Origin of the sequence: Rhodoferax koreense, from assembly GCF_001955695.1 — a bacterium.
Taxonomy (GTDB): domain Bacteria; phylum Pseudomonadota; class Gammaproteobacteria; order Burkholderiales; family Burkholderiaceae_C; genus Rhodoferax_B; species Rhodoferax_B koreensis.
The window spans coordinates 1,677,399-1,693,162 of the sequence record NZ_CP019236.1; the positions used below are offsets into that span (position 1 = coordinate 1,677,399).

Genomic DNA, 15,764 nt, shown 5'->3' on the forward strand with positions numbered 1-15,764 from the left:
TCGCAGCGCTGCTGCGCCTTTTCCCCCCAAGAGGAGAACCATGAAGAAATTGAACAAAGTGGCGATGTTGTTTGCCTCCGCAGCGTTGGTAACGGCCGCTGGTGCACAAACCGTTGATAACTGGAAGAACGGTTCTAACGAACTGGTCTGGAAGAACGGCACCAACGAACTGTGCTGGCGCGATGCGAACTGGACGCCTGCAACCGCTGCTCCTGGCTGCGATGGCGCGCTGGTCGCTCCAACCGCCGCTCCTGCTGCACCGGCACCTGCCGCTGCTCCGGCTCCTGCTGCCCCGGCTCCTGCCGCCGCCGCACCAGCCGTCGCTGCGACCAAGGTCACCTACGCCGCTGACGCGTTCTTTGACTTCGACAAGTCGGTCCTGAAGCCAGAAGGCAAGGCCAAGCTGGACGACCTCGTGAGCAAGGTGAAGGGCATCAACCTGGAAGTCATCATCGCCGTGGGTCACACCGACTCCGTGGGTAGCGATGCCTACAACCAGAAGCTGTCGGTCCGCCGTTCCGAAGCCGTCAAGGCTTACCTGGTGTCCAAGGGCATCGAAAAGAACCGCGTCTACACCGAAGGCAAGGGCGAGAAGCAACCAGTGGCTGACAACAAGACCGCTGAAGGCCGCGCCAAGAACCGTCGCGTTGAAATCGAAGTGGTCGGCACCCGCGCCAACTGATTTCCGCCAATCCGCCTTTCATGGATTGGAGCAGGCTGCGGCCTGCTCGCCAGCCCCGCCTGCTCACGCTCGCGGGGCTTTTTCTTGTCCGGACGCTGGCCGTACGTCTGATTGCGGGACAATGACAACATGCAGCAACCGACCCTGAATGCCGACCCGGCCGAACTGGCCAAATTCTCCGAACTTGCGCACCGCTGGTGGGACCCGGACAGCGAATTCCGCCCGCTGCACCAGATCAATCCGTTGCGCCTGGACTGGATCAACGGCATCGCGCCGCTCGCTGGCCAGAAGGTGCTCGACATCGGCTGTGGCGGTGGCATCCTGTCCGATGCGATGGCGCGCCAGGGTGCTGAAGTCCTTGGGATCGACCTGTCGACCAAGGCACTGCGGGTCGCGCAACTGCACGCGCTGGAGGCCGGCACACCGAACCTGCAATTCCGCGAAGTCAGCGCCGAAGCCATTGCCGCCGAGCAAGCGGCCAGCTTCGACATCGTGACCTGCATGGAGATGTTGGAGCACGTGCCCGATCCGGCGTCGGTGGTGCAAGCCTGTGCCGATCTCGTGAAGCCTGGCGGCTGGGTGTTCTTCTCCACCATCAACCGCAATGCCAAAGCTTTCCTGCTGGCCATCGTCGGTGCCGAATATGTATTGAACATGTTGCCCCGCGGCACGCATGAATACGCCAAGCTGATCCGCCCGAGTGAACTTGCGTTCTATGCACGCGCGGCAGGCCTGGCGCTGCAGCAGACCCGCGGCCTCGAGCACAACCCGCTCACGCGCCGCTATTGGCTCAGCGCGGACACCAGCGTCAACTACATGTTTGCCACCAGAAAGCCTGCAGCATGAGTCCTTTCGGCCCCATCGACGCCGTTCTGTTCGACCTCGACGGCACCCTCATCGACAGTGCTCCCGATCTTGGCGCCGCCGTCGACCGCATGCGCACAGACCGCGGACTGGATTCCCTACCGCTCTCGCACTACCGGCACATGGCCGGTGCCGGTGCGCGCGGCATGCTCGGCTTGGCTTTCGACATGAAGCCGGACCATCCGGATTTTCCGGCCATGCGCGAAGAGTTCTTCGTCAATTACGAAAACTGCATGACCGAACGCACCCACGCTTTCGATGGCGTGGCCGAACTCATCGCCCAGCTCGATGCCCGCGGCTTGCCCTGGGGCGTGGTCACCAACAAGGCCGAGCGTTTCTCCCTGCCGTTGACCCGTGCCATCCCGCTGTTCGCCACCGCCCGCACCGTGGTCTGCGGCGACACCACGCCGCACAGTAAGCCGCACCCCGAGCCTCTGTTCGAAGCGGCCCGGCGCATCGGCCTGGCGCCCGAGCGCTGCCTCTACGTCGGCGACGATGAACGCGACATCATTGCCGGCCGCGCCGCCGGCATGGGCACCATTGCCGCCACCTACGGCTATCTCGGGAACAAGGCAGATCCGGCCGCCTGGGGCGCCCATGCGTCCATCGACACGCCACTGGCCTTATTAAACTGGCTAAACTGACTCGAGCCCTTGTGATCCGGGCAAATGGCCTAAAATGCAAACCCTGGGGCTGCACTGGTTTCGACGTGGGTTCGGAATCGCTGTGGTGCATGTCGAGCTGAATGCGCTCGTAAAACAGATTCAAACAAACTAACTGCAAACGACGAACGTTTCGCACTCGCTGCTTAATAACCAGTGAGCCTTACAACAGCAGGCCGATGGGCTGGGCAAGGGCTTTTTGACGCAAGTCGATCAGTCCAGGCTGTAAGGTTATTCACATCGGCTGGCGCCGGACCGGGTACCTTGGTCTGGAGCGAGACAATAGGGTACTGGCGTCCTGTGTAGCGTGCGACTGCGCGACACAGGTGGCAAGACTCAAATCAGACCGCTAAACATGTAGATCTGCTCGAAGAAGGCTTGCGGACGGGGGTTCAAATCCCCCCAGCTCCACCAGTAAAGACGACTAACGCCAATGGGAGACCATTGGCGTTTTTCCTTCCAAACCGGCTTTTACCTCCCCAAACTGGCCCCCGTTTCGCACGGATTTCGCACCGAAATTCGCACGCGGAAACGCACGCTTAACCATTGTTCGCCACCACTTTCAACCCGGCTACACGCGGCTTGCGGTAGTCGGCCGGCATGAACTTGCCGTAGGTGGTGAACACCAGTTGCACGTCCACATGGCCGAGTTGATCCGCAACGAACCACGGATTGACCCCCGCGGTGATCTGGCTGCTAGCCCAGGTGTGGCGTACCTGGTACGGATTCCTGTACCGCACCGCGGCCCGCTTGCATAGCGATACCCACAATGTTTTGCGCAGTTGGGCGTCGGTCGTCCAGGCCTTGCCGCTGGCCGGGTTGACCCAGACATGGGCGTTGGCCAGGAAGGTGATCGGTTTCTGGGCGGTGAGGGCAGCGATAGCTTCAGTGCTGAGTTCGATGTCGCGGATGCCAGCTTCCGTCTTCGGTCCCTTCACGACGCCGGCCACCTGGTTGCGGTCGATCCGCGCTTTCTTCTCCGTCCAGTCGATCTTGGGCCACTGCAGCGCCATCAGTTCGCCTGGACGTAGCCCGGTGGCGAACCAGAACCGTACCATGGGCGCTTCGTCCGGTCGGCATGCGGAGATGAGGGCCTCGCGCTCGTCCTCGGTGAACGGATCCACCTCGTAGTCGCTGGCCTTGGTGGTCTGCTTCAGCAGCTTGGTAAGGGCAATCCGGTCGAAGGGGTTGAACTCGATCAGGTCGTCGTTCAGCGCGTCCTCGAATACGCTGCGCAGCGGCGTCAGCAGGTTGCGGGCGAACTTGGCCGTGACGTCCAGGCTGGCGACCCACGTGCGCAACTCGCTGGGCGTGACGGCCGCAAGGGGCTTGTCCGTCCAGTGTGCCATGCGTTCGCTGCGGATGGCCTTCCTGTAGCCGTCGAGCGTGCTGGGCGACATGGTGCCGTTGGCCACCTGGTGCTCGTAGGCCTCCAGCTGCTTCTGCAGCCGCTTACCGACGGTGATTCGCACGCCATCGGCGCCGAAGGTCTTGGCCCGCGGACTGCTGGGGAAGTAATCGCCGTAGACGAAAGTCCCCTCCGAAATCTTGCGCAGGATCTCCGCGCGCAGCCCGTTGGCCAGGGTGACGGCCGTCTTGGTGATCGGGCCGGGCGGCAGCAGTTCACGGCATTCGACCGAGCGGAAGCTGAATGCGATCTGGATGCGCAGCTCGTGCTTGAACTCGCGGATCTTTATGCCACGCGGACATGCGATGTTTCCGGCTGGTTGCCCTCCACCCATTTGTTCCATTCCTCCGGGTTCACGTACAGGTTGCCATCCTTGCCGAGCTTGCACTGTACGCCGTCGGTCCACTGCTGCTTTCGGCGGCGGGCGTGGACGGCATCCGGCGTGTCGCCGGTCATTTCGCAATGCCGGGAGAGCTTTACCCAGCGGTATTGTTGGTCGTTGGTCATGGTGTGTGTGGGACCCGGGCGTCAACCCAGGCCCGAATGGCGGTTTCTTTCCAGGTCGTGAACCTCGTGCCCAGCTTGCCGGGTGGAGGGAACACGCCGTCCTTGAGCATCCTGTAGATGGTCGACTTCTTCAACCCGGTGATCTCCATCACCTCGGGCAGACGGATCAGCCGGTCCGGGGCTGGTGCCTCGCTGCCGGGACCTTCGCCGAGCAGCATCAGGGCTTGGCGGATCAGGGACCTGGCCTGTTCGATGTTGCTGGTCATGCTGTGCCTTCTCCATGCGCAGTCATACTGAGCGACTTAATTCTTCGGGGACTCACATGAATGCATTTACGGACATCGCCAAGAAGCGCGGCCTGAACATCGCCAAAGAGCGGACCTTGGATCAAATCGCGGCCGCCATTGAAGTTGCGGCCCTTGCCTTTCCTGGCAGCGAGTACACCCGGAACGAGATTTTGGCCATCGCGCAGATCATCGCTATCAACCACATTGCCATACCCGGAGTCGCAGAAGGAGCGCAGTAAATTCGACGACGGAATCATGCCGCCACCGCCTTTGCGCTTCGTCTCTGCACAGACTCCGGCGGGGCCTGCCAATCGAAGTCTTGATGACGTTCAGGGCCGTCCCTGAGGGCGGCGCAAGCTTGCTGGAGTTGAAAAGCCAGATCGGCGGCCAGTTCAAGGGTGCCCTTGATGAACCCCTCGTCGGCGTCCGTGTTGCCGACGACGACCAGCAGATCCGCGAGCTGGCTTGAGACCGCCGCAGCGAAACGCTCCAGCGTGGCTCGATCCTCCACGATGCGCGCGGCTTGGGAGTTGGTGCAAAGCACGAGGTAGGGCGTTTTCATTCGGCACCTGCCTTTTCGGGGGCGAACTGAATGACCCAATCGACCGGGCTGCCCACGCCATAGTGCGTCATGCCCAAGTCGTCGGCCAGGCTGCCGACCTGTTTCAACATCGACCGAACCACCGCCAGGTCCACTTCGCCCGCCTGCGCCGCTTTGTCGATGTAGCTGCAGCCCGACTCGCAGACCGTGACGATTTCCGTCAGGGCCTGTTGCACGTCATCTTCAGTGCGCCCGCTGAGGAATTCCTTTGGTTTCTCCGCCTGAGCTGGATCGCGCTCTTCGCGTGCCGGTTTCGCCAAGTAGCCCTTGGCCTCCACCGTGTCCAGTTCACCGAGCAGGATGGTCAACTGGTCGTTCGCCTTGACCAACAGTGCCTGAACTGTTGCAGCATCCGGCCCATCGGCGAGTTTGATGCCGCCGAAGAGAAGGGCGATGATTGACGCGAGGTCGCCCCGGGCCTCGGCGACGGTCGCCTCGGACGCCCGGTCTTCGGACAATGTATTGGTGGTTGCTCCGAGCCAGTCGCGAGCAATCTCCAGCGTACGACGGCAGTGCGTTTGTTCAGCGGCAGCCTTCGTGGCTCGATCGATTATTTCGTAAGCCGAGTCCATGGAGAGGCTGAAGTGGCCCCAGTACCGCTCGATTTCGTTGGCCGAGAGTGCTTCGGTGGTGCTCATGCTGGGACTCCTTCGGGGAACGGCCGGCCGAAGACGGCCTGGTGAGATTCGTCGACGGTGATGGAGTCGTCGGTCAGGTACGACATGACGATGCTGTTCAGATGCTTGATGCGCAGGGCATAGCACCGGACAAGGCCTGCCTCTACGCCGCCCAATTCGCCGGCCACGTCGAGTAATGCATCGCTGAGGGGTTCGATGTCCCACGTTGCATGCGAGACGATGCTGAGGGCGATATCGCCGCTCTGTACGAGTTCGGTGTCGCGTGTGATGGCCTGCGGCGGTTGAACGGAAGCCAGCTCTGGCGGCGCGGTCTGTACGGCTCGCTCCAGCGTCGGCACGTAGTCCTGCCCCTTGGCCCCGCTCATGTGCATGCTGGTCATCACGTTGAGGATGCTCAACGCATGCTGGACCCATGTGCGCCGACGGATGTCGAACGAGCCGTCCGGGTGGACCAACGTGGCACGCAGCAGGGCGATGCAGTTGAAAGACGCTTCGGCCACCGTGTTCTGAGGATCTTCGGCGTTCAGCATCTCGGCGGGAAGCATCTCATCGTCCACCACCGCGGCGGCCATGCCGAGCAGCCGCAAAGCGTAATTCGAATCACTGTCCTCATCAGGCAGGTCGAGGTGATAGGCCTCGTTGAGCAGGGTGCTCAGCGCGTCGCGTGCCTGTGTCGTGGGGCCGAGCCACCAGGGCAGGGCGGGCGCGGCCGGCTGTTCGACGACGGCGGGCTTGGCTTTGGCCCGGGTCGGGGTGATGGTCGCGTTCATGCTGTCACCGCCTTTCCGGCATCGCGGAACTGCGGGCCGATGGCCCATTCGGAGACCGGGCCGATCACGCTGAAGTTCGCCATCTGATCGGCCAACGCACCCACCTGCGACACCATCATGATGGCGGGGAAGGGGCTGACGGCTTCGTCCTGCTCGAGATAGTCACGGATCGTGCAGGCCATCGACGCCAGGTGTTCGAAGGCCATCTTGACCTGGGCCGGGTTGTAGCCGTTCATGGAATTGGCGGAGATCGGTTTGGCGGGCGAGGGCGTACGTGACGCGGCGAACGACACAGCGCTGCCCTTGCAGACCTCGCGAAGGGTGTCGATGCTCGCCGGCAGCTTGTCCACCGTCTCGCTTACCAGGTGCGTCCAGGCCGCTGCCTGGGCCACCAGTGCGGCATGCCTCACCAGGCCGGCCGGGTCGCATACCGTTTCATCGGCAGCGCTGTGGGCCGCCTCGAACAACACCTGCATGCCGTACGACAGCTCGTAGCTGAACTCGTAGGGCGCTCGCCATCCGTCGTCGGTGTCTTCAGCGCGTTGCAGGCGCTTGATTTCCCGTTCCGCCAGATCGACCAGCTTGGCCGCCGGCCCTTCGGCTTCTTCCGAGATGATGGTGTTGTTCAGCTCGTACAGGTTGTCGATCCACTCGCGAAGAATGGGCCGGGCGCTCTCGATCCAGACGGTTTGCGCTGGGGAAAGAGCAGATGTCGTCGGGTCTTCGACGACGGAGGGCGGAGGGGCGGTTTTTGCCCTGGTTGCACGCGTGGGCGTGCCTGCGGTAGGATTCGCCATGAAGATTCCTTCGGTTTAAGCGCTGGGGTGGTTTTCAAGAATCCGCTTCGCATTGCCGTGCTTAGCGGATTCGCCTTTTGTGGGCCTCATGCGGCCTCTTTCTGCTCGCCAAGCAGCGGCAAAACATTCGCCGCCCACTTGATCTGTTGCACGGGTACGCCGCTGCCGTGTTTCTTGCCGGTGTCGTAGATCCGCGCGAACTCGTGGCCGGCCTCGGTCACTTCCCACACGTCACCACGCTTCATCTGCAGACCGGCTTCGGCCAGCAGCAGATTCACGCCGCGGGCGCTGGTGTCGATGCGCTTGCCCAACTCGGTCGGCGTGAAGAACTGGGTGTCCTGCTTTTCCGCCACCAGGTGAATCTGGCCCAGGCCCGCCATCAGGTTCACATCGGTGAGCTTGGTCACCATCTGGTTCGCGCTGATGGCGGCGGCGTTCTTGTCGCAGCCGAGCAGGCGTGCCACGCGGAACAGCGGCGGGAAAGCCTTGGCTGCGTCATAGGCCAGACGAACCTGTGACGCGCCGGGCTTGGGCGCGGTGTAGCTGCCGGTTTTGCGGATCGTTGGCAGCACTTCCGAAGTAACCCACTTCTTGAACTTCATCGCTTCTGGCTTGCGGCTGCCGAGAATTGCAGAGTAGAGACCTGATTCGTTGATCAGGGTTACGCCTCTGGAACCGAAACCGACGATCTGTAGGTTTTGTTTTTCGTCGTCGTCGAGACGACGGGTCATCGCTTCAGCGTCTGAGTAAGCCAGGACCGCGCCGATTTCCATCGCGACGAACCAGGGTGCGCCGTCTAGGTCGATCACACGGATCGCTGCACCGTCGAAGTTGAAGGGAATGATGTTGCTCATGCACGGGCTCCTTTGAGTTGGCTAGGGTTGTGGTCGTCGAATGTCGACCGGAGGCGGTTGACGATTTCGCCGTTTAGGCTGCGATCGTTCTTGCTTGCAGACTTTTTCAAGTCGGCTTTCAAGGAGTCAGGCAGCCGAACCGGGGTTGGCGGAATTTGATGGCGGTCTTTGTTTGGCATGATGTGGATGAAATATAGATTCTTAATTTGTGGATGTCAATTAGATTCTTTGAAAAGAATCCTTTTGATGTCCACAATCCGGGTATGGCAACAGACAGACATCAAGCTCCCTCCTACCCTCTGCGAATGCCGGAGGAGCTAAAAAGCAAGGTGCAGGCCGCCGCGGAGAAAAGTGGGCGCAGCTTGCATGCGGAGTTGCTGCATCGACTTGATGCGTCCTTTTCGATCGAGCCGTCCGGCTCGGACACTGTGGTCCAGGCATTGGCTCTTGCAGTCGCAAAGGCGGAGGAAGACGCTGCGGCCATGGAGATTCAGAATGTCAGCCGTATCTTTCAAGGCGCCATCGTGGGGCAGGCTTTCATGGAGTTGTTCCCCGCACTGGATGCGTTGGGAGTAGAGTTTCCGAACAAGAAAGAACTTGATGAGGCCTACGAGGCTGCGTACCTGCTTTACCTTGATGCGGAAAGGACCCTTGAAGCTGGACGTTTTGACAAGGCCATGGAGACTGCGAAGACTGCCGAGGCCAATCTTAAAAAGGCGAAGCGCGTAGCAGCTAGGACGATTTCTTCTCGCGGTGACGCCATCCAGGAACCCCTCGACTTCTACCAATCGGTAATAAACAGAAAACCGATGCAGGTAGGACGGAAGGTCGCGAACAACGGACCATCCCCCAAGCGCAAGCCATAACCCATGGACGTATTCAATCTCGGCTCGCTGGTTGGCGCCGGGCTCCTGTTTCTGCTCCAGCAAATCGTCAGCTTCCTTCTGAAGGATTGGCTGGAGCGGCACAAGGACCAGTTGAGGCGCGCCCTGAACTTCAAGCTTTTTATGGTCGCCCTGGATTTGTTCGTGATTGGAGGGCTGATCTGGATGGCCTTCGAGCTCTTCAACAATCACCAGCCGGCCGCGCGACAGGATCTCCTGCTGGGATTGGGAATGCAGACGATGCTGATCATCGTCGCCATGAACCTGTTCGACGATCTTGGTATATGGGTGAAAGCCTCCCGTGCCAAGGCTGTAGCTGCGGCGGATGGGCCCAAACCCTAAATTCACGAAGATTTTGACGGTGCTCATGCCGCCAATGATCTTGGACTTCACCGTCAAAATCCCGGACAAACCACTCGGCTTGGTAGGTAGCGGCTGCGCTGTAGTGTTTGGTGGCATCGTTCATCCCAGTAAACCCGCCGTGGCGGTATGGGATGAACTGTCGTTGCTCAGGCTGGACCGTGGGGGCAATTGCCCAAACCAAATAGGCAATTGCCTATCAAGCCCTTATTTCATGCGGCTGCCAAGCGCTTCCCTCGCCTTTTTGAGATGGCCCTCGATGGTCGAGTCTCCGATGGAGACGCCCAGTTGGGCTGCGGCATGCTGAATCTGGGCAGCAGACTTCGATGACTTTTTGAAGTCGATCCCTGCAATCGTGCAAACGGTTCCGATGATGCAAAGCAGGGTGTCGCGCTCGCGATTCCCCAGGGGTTTTTCGATTTCGGCGTTTGGGGTTTCTTGGTCGTGCCGAGACTCGTACCTCAGCACTTCCTCCATCACGAAAGCACATTTTTCTTGCACTTCATCCATTCCGAGAGGCACGGTCAGCCAAAACCACGAACCTAGTGGCCCGTCATTTTCATCTTCCGGAACCTTAGGATCGCGAGCCGAACTGGCCAGTTCAAATCTGCAGTCCAGAGGAGCGATGACTTGGGGGCTCTGAAGGTAAAGCCAACCTCCTGGCAGTATCTCCAAATCGTATCCTTCGATGCCCGACATTTTGTCACTTGGAATGCACGCTCCGGAAAACGAATCAAATTCCCAGTCAGGAACGTTAAGCGGCTCCGTCGCCTTGAAGGAGGGCTTCATTTCGCCGTTTACAACGAGGTATCTCAGATCACTGTCTGTGCACTGCCAGCGGTCTACTAATTCCTTGAACGTGAGGTACTTCCGCGGTGGGATTTTTATCGTCATCTCGCCTTGTCCATCTGGACGGCAGAATTGCCATCACCGGATTGTGCGGCACTATCCGGGACTATGTTGGACGGAGAACGATTGTTAATGCTTAGCCCAGGCGCATCAGCCGGACTGGCAATTGCCAAGCGACGGCGGCAACTGCCAGTCCGTTGCTATCTGGCTCGGCGCTCCAGGGCGTCAGGAATCTTCTTGAGGTGCTCTTCGATCGTGCGCTTTGCGACGGGAGTGCCCATCGCAACGGTCAGCCCGGCAATCAACTCCGCGGACTTGCTGGGGGTCAAGATTTGGATCTTTGCTTCTTCGGCAATGGCCGCGATGATGGTCAAGAGCGTCGTGCGCTCCTTTGTCGATAGCGTCTCTGCGCGCAAGGCCTCGAGGCTTTGGGGCGAGGGCTGAAACGTTTCCGCAATCGTAGAAGCGACCGCACCTGGGTCCTGGCCTGGGTTGAGCAGGGCGGCCACCCTTGCGGCGGGAAACTTTACGCCAGTGCCAGCAAAGAAATCTTCAAGCGCGGGCGAGAGCCAACCGCCGATATAGCCATCTTGGTCTTCGTCCCAGTCGACTTCATCTGGTCTCTGGTCCGCCACAGCGTGGAAAACGTCGGACGACCAAGGGGGCGAAATGATGCGGAAATCCCTCAGGAGACGATTGAACGCAAACATCGGAAGCTCGTCCAGCGCGGTGAGGTGTCGCACAAACCAACTTGCTGCTTGATAGGCATGGACTTGTTCTTGCTCGGCAACCGCGGTTAGCAGCACATCACCAGGGACAAATTCGGCTTCCATCAATGCAATTTCTTCAGCAATCCTCATCGCGCCCTTTCGCTCGGTAGGCACGGATGAATGCGTGCCGCTTGCGCCATTGTGCGACACGAAGCGGGACGACCGTGGACGAGAAGAGGCCCGTCAATAGCGCCACGTCATCGATGTGCAGGGAACCTGTACCCCGGATGCATGGTGACCCACGGCACCATAACGAACGATTGATGCAGGCCATGCGGAACTAGTGGGGCCTGGATCTGTCACATCAACGCCACCAGGGAAGGCGAAGGCAGTCCTTGAGAGCATCTCGTGAACCAAGATCAAAGCGCAAGCAATGTGGAGAGGCCGACACACGGGGAACCTCAAGGTAGGCCCTGCAACAACTGGTTAAAACGACAGGTTAACGCTGCTGAGCCATGGGTAAACCCGTAGCGTGATGTGGGGCAAAGTGCGAAAACGTGCGGAAAAGTGTGGATAAGTCCACGACGTTACTAACAGTCTCGCTAATAACGCCCATAATTGGGAGTCTTGACCAGATGGTCAAGTTTTCGCTTCGGCGAACACAAGAGAAGAACCACCGCACCATCAACCAGGGAGGGAAGAGAGATGAGATCAGCAATGGCCATAGATTCGACCTTCTTCGATCTGGCGACGGAACGCATGGGACGTATCGAGAGCGAGCTTCACAACTCCTCGCTGATTGGGCCTTTCGTTCGACGCCTTTCTTTCGCCTGGTTTGACCACTTCAACGCAAGAGTGGTGGACAAGATGACTAAGTCCATGAGAGACGACACCATCTGGTTCCGCGGAGCTGCTGACGAGTTGAGGAACAGTTCCAACGATGCCGCTGGCATCGAATCCTACCCTTCGCTCGACGACATGTTCAAACACATTGAGGGCATGAAACACGGCATGCTCCGCAGGCATGGCGATTTTCTCAACCTTGCAGCCATCGCTAAAAGGCACGGCAAGATCAGCGCTGCTGCGACGAACGCAGCCGCCGCGGCCTGCGATCTTTTCGACGCCATGGAATCATTCCGCTGGGCATTGATGGACATTGAAGCCAATCACGCTCACATCAGCGAAGGCTACTCCGCTACTAACGCGGCTGAACTGGAAGCTGTCTTCGATCGCATCGCCTCGGAAGGATGAACGCCCCGATCGAGGGGCGTACCATCCGAGGAATCGACCTGAACAACGACGCGTACCGAGCCAGATGGAAAGATCTGCCGGGTAACGTTCAGGCAGAGGGAAAAAAAGCAATTCAGTCCATGCTTTTCATGGAATTGGATGCGCCGCCTGCAAAGTTGCACCTTCACACTCTGAAGAACCGCGAAGTGCAAAGCCGCTTGGACCCAACCAAAAAGGTCGCGGTTTGGACAATCCATCTCACAGCAGATGACAACTACAAAGCCAGTTTCACGCTCGAGCATGGCACCGCATACTTTCGCACATGCGGCAAGCACGATGCCGTCGACAAGAAGCCTTGAAAGCATGGCGAACTTCTTGCCCCATTGAGGTGGTGCTCGGTCGCGGGGATGCAAGGAGTTTCACGATTCAGCGAGGCAAACTGGCTATCTATTAGCCCTTTGCGGTTGAGCCATGGAGGTAGATCGTCCAGGCGTAAAAAAGCCCACCGGGGTAGGGTGGGCTGATGTAGAGAGCCAGGCTACTTGGTTTTTTTGGCCGGGGGCTTTTTCGCAGGGATCTTGATGGTCTCGACTACCGATCCCTTTTTGTCTTTTTCAGCCTCCTTCACCGGCTTGAACAGCCCGGTCTCCGCGTCCCTCCCAATTTTCCTTGTTGCCATGGTGTGTCCCGAAGCTCCCACGGTCCGCGTGGGCGCGGTGACGGATTGACCCATAGGTCCAGCGAATTTGCATCATCAATACGGTGGGCGAAGCGGGATGACTGTGGACAAACAAAGGGCCGAGCAGGGCGCCCCTGAGCCGTGTTGGATCCGCGAAAGTTGCAGGTTAAAGTTGACAGGCCTCGCTCACCCTACAACGGAGACCCGCTTGAACAAACGCCGCACCAACGTCCAGAACAATCCCCTGCCTAAAGACCACCGGGACGCTGTGGCCGAGGCGCGCACCCGCCGTGACCGCATTGGGGAATTGATCCGCATCAACAGGGATAGCTCAGATCGCTCTGTCGAAAGCAAAGAGGCCCGTGAGGCGCAACTACTTGCAGAGTTGGAAGAGGCTGACGCGATAGTGGCCACCGCACAGCACGACTCGTACAACGAGCAAAACCCGGTGAAGGATCGGCCTGAGCCAAAGCCAAACGTGCCTGATTACGTGGGATTGACGGCGAGCGGCAAGGTTAAAGCCTGAAGCTCGACTGGGCCACGAGCGGAGCCTGTAAAGAGGCAGCACGCATCAGGGCCTAACGGGATATCGAGCGGGCGTTAAAAAGCCCGCTCGGGGCGGGCTGCTTGGATGGTCAGCGGCCAGTTCAATGAAACGTCGCCATCAGATGGCTCGCCGGCATCGCACGAGTCATCGAGCCGAGAATGCTTATTTCGTTCGTCGCCTTCTCGCTGTTCACCAAGTCGTAGACGATGATCAACGGCGACAGGTGCTCAGCAAACGGGCCGTTTTGGATGTCCCCCGCCTTGCGCATCGCTGCACCGGTGGATCGTGGATCTGCGGGGATTACGTCAATGAGATCTCTCCCGTGCTGCAAATCGAACGTGTAATCCGTGCTGGATGCGCCTCGGGCATGTGGTCTACGTTTAAGCACTGCGTTCGGATCGCGTGCGATGATGTACGGCTCCATCTGAGCGACGATGTCAATTTCTGGCGCGTCTATCTCCATATGGTTGGCAGCCCAGCCGGACAGCGCGAGCAGCCCAGTTATGGCCAACGCAAATCCGCTTGCGGCATGGGAATGCTTGGCTAACAGGAACACCTCGCCTCGCTCACCAACTGCCATTTTGTGGCGCTTCATCAAGTCGCGCACAGCGTTCAGGCGTGCCGCTTGCCAGACATCCAGGCCCATGCCTCCCAACTGAAAAAGCGTATCAGCGTTGTCGCTGATCTTCAGCATCTCCTGACCAACCTGGTGGATGTATAGGTTGATGGCGCTGCCATCGGGCAGGCTGAACGGCGTACCGATTTCTAGGCAGGGGCTACCGTCCAGCGCCCGGATGGTCTGGCAGTCAAAACGTGTCAGGGCTGACGCCCAGCTGCAGTTCAACATGGCTCGGTAGGGTCTTCGATTGGGAAAGCTTGGACGTTGACTCGCAGGAAAAACCACGCGAGAGACGATTTCCAATTGTTGCAGGTTACCGCACTGCTTGTGACCGGTGTGGGTTCTTCTTCGCGACCAACGTGCTCGTGTGGTCCGTAGATGGGCGAATGACCATTGTGAGTTCGTTTTTCCGCTGGCGCCACTTCCAATTGATAGACGACGCCACGTTGCCCTTTTACCTGCTGCATAAGACTGAAAAGGTATAAGCAGCGCGAGGCGTCCACCGGGGCCTTTATTTCAATCTGGACGGTCACGCCTGGGATGGTGATTCCATGCCCGTCAGCGACTTCCGCCACGCCAATGAGATGACCCGCATGGTTTGATCGTGCCTTGAAGCCTGACCACCGAATACTTCTTTTCTGCATCGAGATTAACTCATGCAGTGACAGATGGGCCAAGTAGTCTTCCTATGTGAATAAAACGCGACGGGGACATCTATTGTGCAAGATGAAACAGGATGCTTCCCGTAAAAATTACCCGATGGTGCAGGGGTTTGCACTCACTTCGGGCAAGCGAGCGAGTCTGTCAGCAATCTCGGGGGACCGCCCAGGCGGCTGCACACCGAGGAAAACGCTCGAAAGTCGACCGAATCAGTGCCAGAATTAGTTCGCCATGCGAACGGATCTGAAGCCTCCTTCACGCCCTGAACCGCCACCACCGCGGCCGACGCCAAGCAAGGAGCGCTTGCCCGACGGCCGCTGGAAGACCCGGGCCGAGTCGTAGGGCAGGCCGACCAACGCAAGGTTGAGCGATTCGCCGAGAGACTGTTCAGTTCACAAGTAGCGCTCCGAGGCTGGCATGCAGCGCAGCCACCTCTCCGCGCGTGATCCCGGTGCCGAACGTCAGCCCGTTCTCGAGTTGGTATTGCAGGTAGGGCCTGCCGTCCGGCGTTTGCCCGGCATCGATCTTGCGGATGGCGAAGATCTGCAGCAGCTGCATTGCCTCGGGGGTTTGTCGTTCCATCAGGCGCGCCGTCAAACTGGTGATCAGCGCAGCCGCCTCGGCGTTGTCCAGGACGACGGTCTGGCAGGTTTCTCCGGTCTCAACCGTCATGGCGACTTCGTTGTCGCCAGGCAGGTTGAACACCTCGATATCGGTGATCCGTGTCGCGCGCGCTGTGCTCATGGCAATCCCTCCGTTCAGGATGCCAGTATCTTTTTCGTTCTGAAGAGCGCATGTCGGCGAACGCCGCATTCAGCTAAGGTCGCCGAAGCCGCTTTCCCGGATCTTCTCTCGGTAGTAAATCGCCAGCGCCCGGTGCCCTTCAGGCTTGATGCGCATCACCTTGGCCGGCCCGGCGTCCTTGGACGGCGGCGGGACGTAGGCATCGACATAACCCGCTGCCTGGCAGAGCAAGACCCGGTCTATGTCTTCCTGCTCCAGAAAAAAGCGCGGCAACGGCTGCTCGGCCAGCTTTGCCAGCATCTCGATCGACATTGCTTGTCTCCTGCGGTCGTGGAGTCCATCCACAAATTTGAGGAAATCATAGGCACGCGCCAACGTCAATTCAATCCATTTTTTGCGACCCTACTGCTGA

The 15,764-nt window shown here is 59.4% G+C and carries 24 protein-coding genes and 1 other RNA gene; 10 read left to right on the forward strand and 15 right to left on the reverse strand.

What is annotated here, in order from left to right; all coding sequences use genetic code 11:
• Window positions 1-40 precede the first annotated feature (40 nt).
• The 4 genes from ompA (at window position 41) to ssrA (ending at window position 2,622) form a co-directional block, all read left to right on the forward strand.
• On the forward strand, window positions 41-682 hold the full coding sequence (gene ompA, locus RD110_RS07835) for an outer membrane protein OmpA (RefSeq protein ID WP_076198276.1): 642 nt from the start codon (window positions 41-43) through the stop codon (window positions 680-682).
• A gap of 129 nt (window positions 683-811) precedes the next feature.
• Complete coding sequence (gene ubiG, locus RD110_RS07840) at window positions 812-1,528, forward strand: bifunctional 2-polyprenyl-6-hydroxyphenol methylase/3-demethylubiquinol 3-O-methyltransferase UbiG (RefSeq protein ID WP_076204608.1); 717 nt, start codon at window positions 812-814, stop codon at window positions 1,526-1,528.
• Complete coding sequence (locus RD110_RS07845) at window positions 1,525-2,190, forward strand: HAD-IA family hydrolase (protein WP_076198278.1); 666 nt, start codon at window positions 1,525-1,527, stop codon at window positions 2,188-2,190. Before ubiG ends, RD110_RS07845 begins: the two co-directional genes overlap by 4 nt.
• A gap of 45 nt (window positions 2,191-2,235) precedes the next feature.
• Window positions 2,236-2,622: a transfer-messenger RNA gene (ssrA, locus tag RD110_RS07850) on the forward strand.
• Between the two features lie 125 nt (window positions 2,623-2,747).
• On the opposite strand, the gene RD110_RS07855 is transcribed toward ssrA, so the two are convergent.
• The 3 genes from RD110_RS07855 to RD110_RS07865 are packed head-to-tail and all read right to left on the reverse strand — an operon-like array spanning window position 2,748 to window position 4,389.
• Window positions 2,748-3,950: a site-specific integrase gene (locus RD110_RS07855; protein WP_076198280.1), complete on the reverse strand. Its 1,203-nt coding sequence runs from the start codon at window positions 3,948-3,950 to the stop codon at window positions 2,748-2,750.
• The gene (locus RD110_RS07860; protein WP_076198282.1) at window positions 3,902-4,123 is read right to left on the reverse strand and encodes a hypothetical protein; all 222 of its coding nucleotides are present in this window, start codon (window positions 4,121-4,123) and stop codon (window positions 3,902-3,904) included. Before RD110_RS07860 ends, RD110_RS07855 begins: the two co-directional genes overlap by 49 nt.
• Window positions 4,120-4,389, reverse strand: coding sequence for a helix-turn-helix transcriptional regulator (locus RD110_RS07865; RefSeq protein WP_204250040.1), 270 nt, complete (start codon window positions 4,387-4,389; stop codon window positions 4,120-4,122). Before RD110_RS07865 ends, RD110_RS07860 begins: the two co-directional genes overlap by 4 nt.
• 56 nt (window positions 4,390-4,445) lie before the next feature.
• Here RD110_RS07865 and RD110_RS07870 point away from each other — a divergent pair, with 56 nt between their 5' ends.
• Window positions 4,446-4,649 (forward strand): hypothetical protein, encoded by a 204-nt coding sequence (locus tag RD110_RS07870; protein WP_076198284.1) that lies wholly within the window; start codon window positions 4,446-4,448, stop codon window positions 4,647-4,649.
• Window positions 4,650-4,663: 14 nt separating this feature from the next.
• On the opposite strand, the gene RD110_RS07875 is transcribed toward RD110_RS07870, so the two are convergent.
• The 6 genes from RD110_RS07875 to RD110_RS28950 all read right to left on the reverse strand — a co-directional run bounded on the left by RD110_RS07875 (window position 4,664) and on the right by RD110_RS28950 (window position 8,249).
• The gene (locus tag RD110_RS07875; RefSeq protein ID WP_076198286.1) at window positions 4,664-4,972 is read right to left on the reverse strand and encodes a hypothetical protein; all 309 of its coding nucleotides are present in this window, start codon (window positions 4,970-4,972) and stop codon (window positions 4,664-4,666) included.
• The gene (locus RD110_RS07880) at window positions 4,969-5,649 is read right to left on the reverse strand and encodes a hypothetical protein (protein WP_076198288.1); all 681 of its coding nucleotides are present in this window, start codon (window positions 5,647-5,649) and stop codon (window positions 4,969-4,971) included. Before RD110_RS07880 ends, RD110_RS07875 begins: the two co-directional genes overlap by 4 nt.
• Window positions 5,646-6,419, reverse strand: coding sequence for a hypothetical protein (locus tag RD110_RS07885; RefSeq protein WP_076198290.1), 774 nt, complete (start codon window positions 6,417-6,419; stop codon window positions 5,646-5,648). Before RD110_RS07885 ends, RD110_RS07880 begins: the two co-directional genes overlap by 4 nt.
• Entirely contained in the window at window positions 6,416-7,216 is an 801-nt protein-coding gene (locus tag RD110_RS07890) for a hypothetical protein (RefSeq protein WP_076198292.1), read from the reverse strand. Before RD110_RS07890 ends, RD110_RS07885 begins: the two co-directional genes overlap by 4 nt.
• A gap of 86 nt (window positions 7,217-7,302) precedes the next feature.
• Window positions 7,303-8,070, reverse strand: coding sequence for a BRO-N domain-containing protein (locus RD110_RS07895; protein WP_076198294.1), 768 nt, complete (start codon window positions 8,068-8,070; stop codon window positions 7,303-7,305).
• Window positions 8,067-8,249: an Arc family DNA-binding protein gene (locus tag RD110_RS28950; RefSeq protein WP_076198296.1), complete on the reverse strand. Its 183-nt coding sequence runs from the start codon at window positions 8,247-8,249 to the stop codon at window positions 8,067-8,069. The genes RD110_RS07895 and RD110_RS28950 overlap by 4 nt, the downstream gene beginning before the upstream one ends.
• Before the next feature lie 33 nt (window positions 8,250-8,282).
• Between RD110_RS28950 and RD110_RS07905 the strand changes: the two genes are divergently transcribed.
• On the forward strand, window positions 8,283-8,936 hold the full coding sequence (locus RD110_RS07905) for an Arc family DNA-binding protein (protein WP_083686147.1): 654 nt from the start codon (window positions 8,283-8,285) through the stop codon (window positions 8,934-8,936).
• Between the two features lie 3 nt (window positions 8,937-8,939).
• Entirely contained in the window at window positions 8,940-9,296 is a 357-nt protein-coding gene (locus RD110_RS07910) for a hypothetical protein (RefSeq protein ID WP_076198300.1), read from the forward strand.
• Between the two features lie 225 nt (window positions 9,297-9,521).
• On the opposite strand, the gene RD110_RS07915 is transcribed toward RD110_RS07910, so the two are convergent.
• Window positions 9,522-10,208, reverse strand: coding sequence for a hypothetical protein (locus tag RD110_RS07915; protein ID WP_076198302.1), 687 nt, complete (start codon window positions 10,206-10,208; stop codon window positions 9,522-9,524).
• A 155-nt stretch (window positions 10,209-10,363) separates the two neighbouring features.
• Entirely contained in the window at window positions 10,364-11,023 is a 660-nt protein-coding gene (locus RD110_RS07920; RefSeq protein ID WP_076198304.1) for a hypothetical protein, read from the reverse strand.
• 555 nt (window positions 11,024-11,578) lie between these two features.
• Between RD110_RS07920 and RD110_RS07925 the strand changes: the two genes are divergently transcribed.
• The 3 genes from RD110_RS07925 (at window position 11,579) to RD110_RS07940 (ending at window position 13,308) form a co-directional block, all read left to right on the forward strand.
• Window positions 11,579-12,124: a hypothetical protein gene (locus RD110_RS07925; protein ID WP_157900080.1), complete on the forward strand. Its 546-nt coding sequence runs from the start codon at window positions 11,579-11,581 to the stop codon at window positions 12,122-12,124.
• On the forward strand, window positions 12,121-12,462 hold the full coding sequence (locus RD110_RS07930; protein WP_076198308.1) for a hypothetical protein: 342 nt from the start codon (window positions 12,121-12,123) through the stop codon (window positions 12,460-12,462). The genes RD110_RS07925 and RD110_RS07930 overlap by 4 nt, the downstream gene beginning before the upstream one ends.
• Before the next feature lie 528 nt (window positions 12,463-12,990).
• Window positions 12,991-13,308, forward strand: coding sequence for a hypothetical protein (locus tag RD110_RS07940; protein WP_157900081.1), 318 nt, complete (start codon window positions 12,991-12,993; stop codon window positions 13,306-13,308).
• Between the two features lie 121 nt (window positions 13,309-13,429).
• On the opposite strand, the gene RD110_RS07945 is transcribed toward RD110_RS07940, so the two are convergent.
• From RD110_RS07945 to RD110_RS07960, 4 genes are all read right to left on the reverse strand, one after another.
• Window positions 13,430-14,176 carry a DUF1828 domain-containing protein gene (locus RD110_RS07945; RefSeq protein ID WP_076198314.1) on the reverse strand — a complete coding sequence of 249 codons (747 nt, stop codon included), beginning with the start codon at window positions 14,174-14,176 and terminating at the stop codon, window positions 13,430-13,432.
• On the reverse strand, window positions 14,170-14,625 hold the full coding sequence (locus RD110_RS27790) for a hypothetical protein (protein WP_157900082.1): 456 nt from the start codon (window positions 14,623-14,625) through the stop codon (window positions 14,170-14,172). The genes RD110_RS07945 and RD110_RS27790 overlap by 7 nt, the downstream gene beginning before the upstream one ends.
• A gap of 370 nt (window positions 14,626-14,995) precedes the next feature.
• Window positions 14,996-15,352 (reverse strand): hypothetical protein, encoded by a 357-nt coding sequence (locus RD110_RS07955; protein ID WP_076198318.1) that lies wholly within the window; start codon window positions 15,350-15,352, stop codon window positions 14,996-14,998.
• A 69-nt stretch (window positions 15,353-15,421) separates the two neighbouring features.
• Window positions 15,422-15,664 (reverse strand): hypothetical protein, encoded by a 243-nt coding sequence (locus RD110_RS07960; RefSeq protein WP_076198320.1) that lies wholly within the window; start codon window positions 15,662-15,664, stop codon window positions 15,422-15,424.
• Window positions 15,665-15,764 lie beyond the last annotated feature (100 nt).

Coding starts and splice junctions, on each gene's coding strand:
- ompA (WP_076198276.1), top strand. CDS start 41: ATGAAGAAATTGAACAAAGTGGCGATGTTGTTTGCCTCCGCAGCGTTG.
- ubiG (WP_076204608.1), top strand. CDS start 812: ATGCAGCAACCGACCCTGAATGCCGACCCGGCCGAACTGGCCAAATTC.
- RD110_RS07845 (WP_076198278.1), top strand. CDS start 1,525: ATGAGTCCTTTCGGCCCCATCGACGCCGTTCTGTTCGACCTCGACGGC.
- RD110_RS07855 (WP_076198280.1), bottom strand. CDS start 3,950: ATGGGTGGAGGGCAACCAGCCGGAAACATCGCATGTCCGCGTGGCATA.
- RD110_RS07860 (WP_076198282.1), bottom strand. CDS start 4,123: ATGACCAACGACCAACAATACCGCTGGGTAAAGCTCTCCCGGCATTGC.
- RD110_RS07865 (WP_204250040.1), bottom strand. CDS start 4,389: ATGACCAGCAACATCGAACAGGCCAGGTCCCTGATCCGCCAAGCCCTG.
- RD110_RS07870 (WP_076198284.1), top strand. CDS start 4,446: ATGAATGCATTTACGGACATCGCCAAGAAGCGCGGCCTGAACATCGCC.
- RD110_RS07875 (WP_076198286.1), bottom strand. CDS start 4,972: ATGAAAACGCCCTACCTCGTGCTTTGCACCAACTCCCAAGCCGCGCGC.
- RD110_RS07880 (WP_076198288.1), bottom strand. CDS start 5,649: ATGAGCACCACCGAAGCACTCTCGGCCAACGAAATCGAGCGGTACTGG.
- RD110_RS07885 (WP_076198290.1), bottom strand. CDS start 6,419: ATGAACGCGACCATCACCCCGACCCGGGCCAAAGCCAAGCCCGCCGTC.
- RD110_RS07890 (WP_076198292.1), bottom strand. CDS start 7,216: ATGGCGAATCCTACCGCAGGCACGCCCACGCGTGCAACCAGGGCAAAA.
- RD110_RS07895 (WP_076198294.1), bottom strand. CDS start 8,070: ATGAGCAACATCATTCCCTTCAACTTCGACGGTGCAGCGATCCGTGTG.
- RD110_RS28950 (WP_076198296.1), bottom strand. CDS start 8,249: ATGCCAAACAAAGACCGCCATCAAATTCCGCCAACCCCGGTTCGGCTG.
- RD110_RS07905 (WP_083686147.1), top strand. CDS start 8,283: ATGTCAATTAGATTCTTTGAAAAGAATCCTTTTGATGTCCACAATCCG.
- RD110_RS07910 (WP_076198300.1), top strand. CDS start 8,940: ATGGACGTATTCAATCTCGGCTCGCTGGTTGGCGCCGGGCTCCTGTTT.
- RD110_RS07915 (WP_076198302.1), bottom strand. CDS start 10,208: ATGACGATAAAAATCCCACCGCGGAAGTACCTCACGTTCAAGGAATTA.
- RD110_RS07920 (WP_076198304.1), bottom strand. CDS start 11,023: ATGAGGATTGCTGAAGAAATTGCATTGATGGAAGCCGAATTTGTCCCT.
- RD110_RS07925 (WP_157900080.1), top strand. CDS start 11,579: ATGAGATCAGCAATGGCCATAGATTCGACCTTCTTCGATCTGGCGACG.
- RD110_RS07930 (WP_076198308.1), top strand. CDS start 12,121: ATGAACGCCCCGATCGAGGGGCGTACCATCCGAGGAATCGACCTGAAC.
- RD110_RS07945 (WP_076198314.1), bottom strand. CDS start 14,176: ATGTTGAACTGCAGCTGGGCGTCAGCCCTGACACGTTTTGACTGCCAG.
- RD110_RS07955 (WP_076198318.1), bottom strand. CDS start 15,352: ATGAGCACAGCGCGCGCGACACGGATCACCGATATCGAGGTGTTCAAC.
- RD110_RS07960 (WP_076198320.1), bottom strand. CDS start 15,664: ATGTCGATCGAGATGCTGGCAAAGCTGGCCGAGCAGCCGTTGCCGCGC.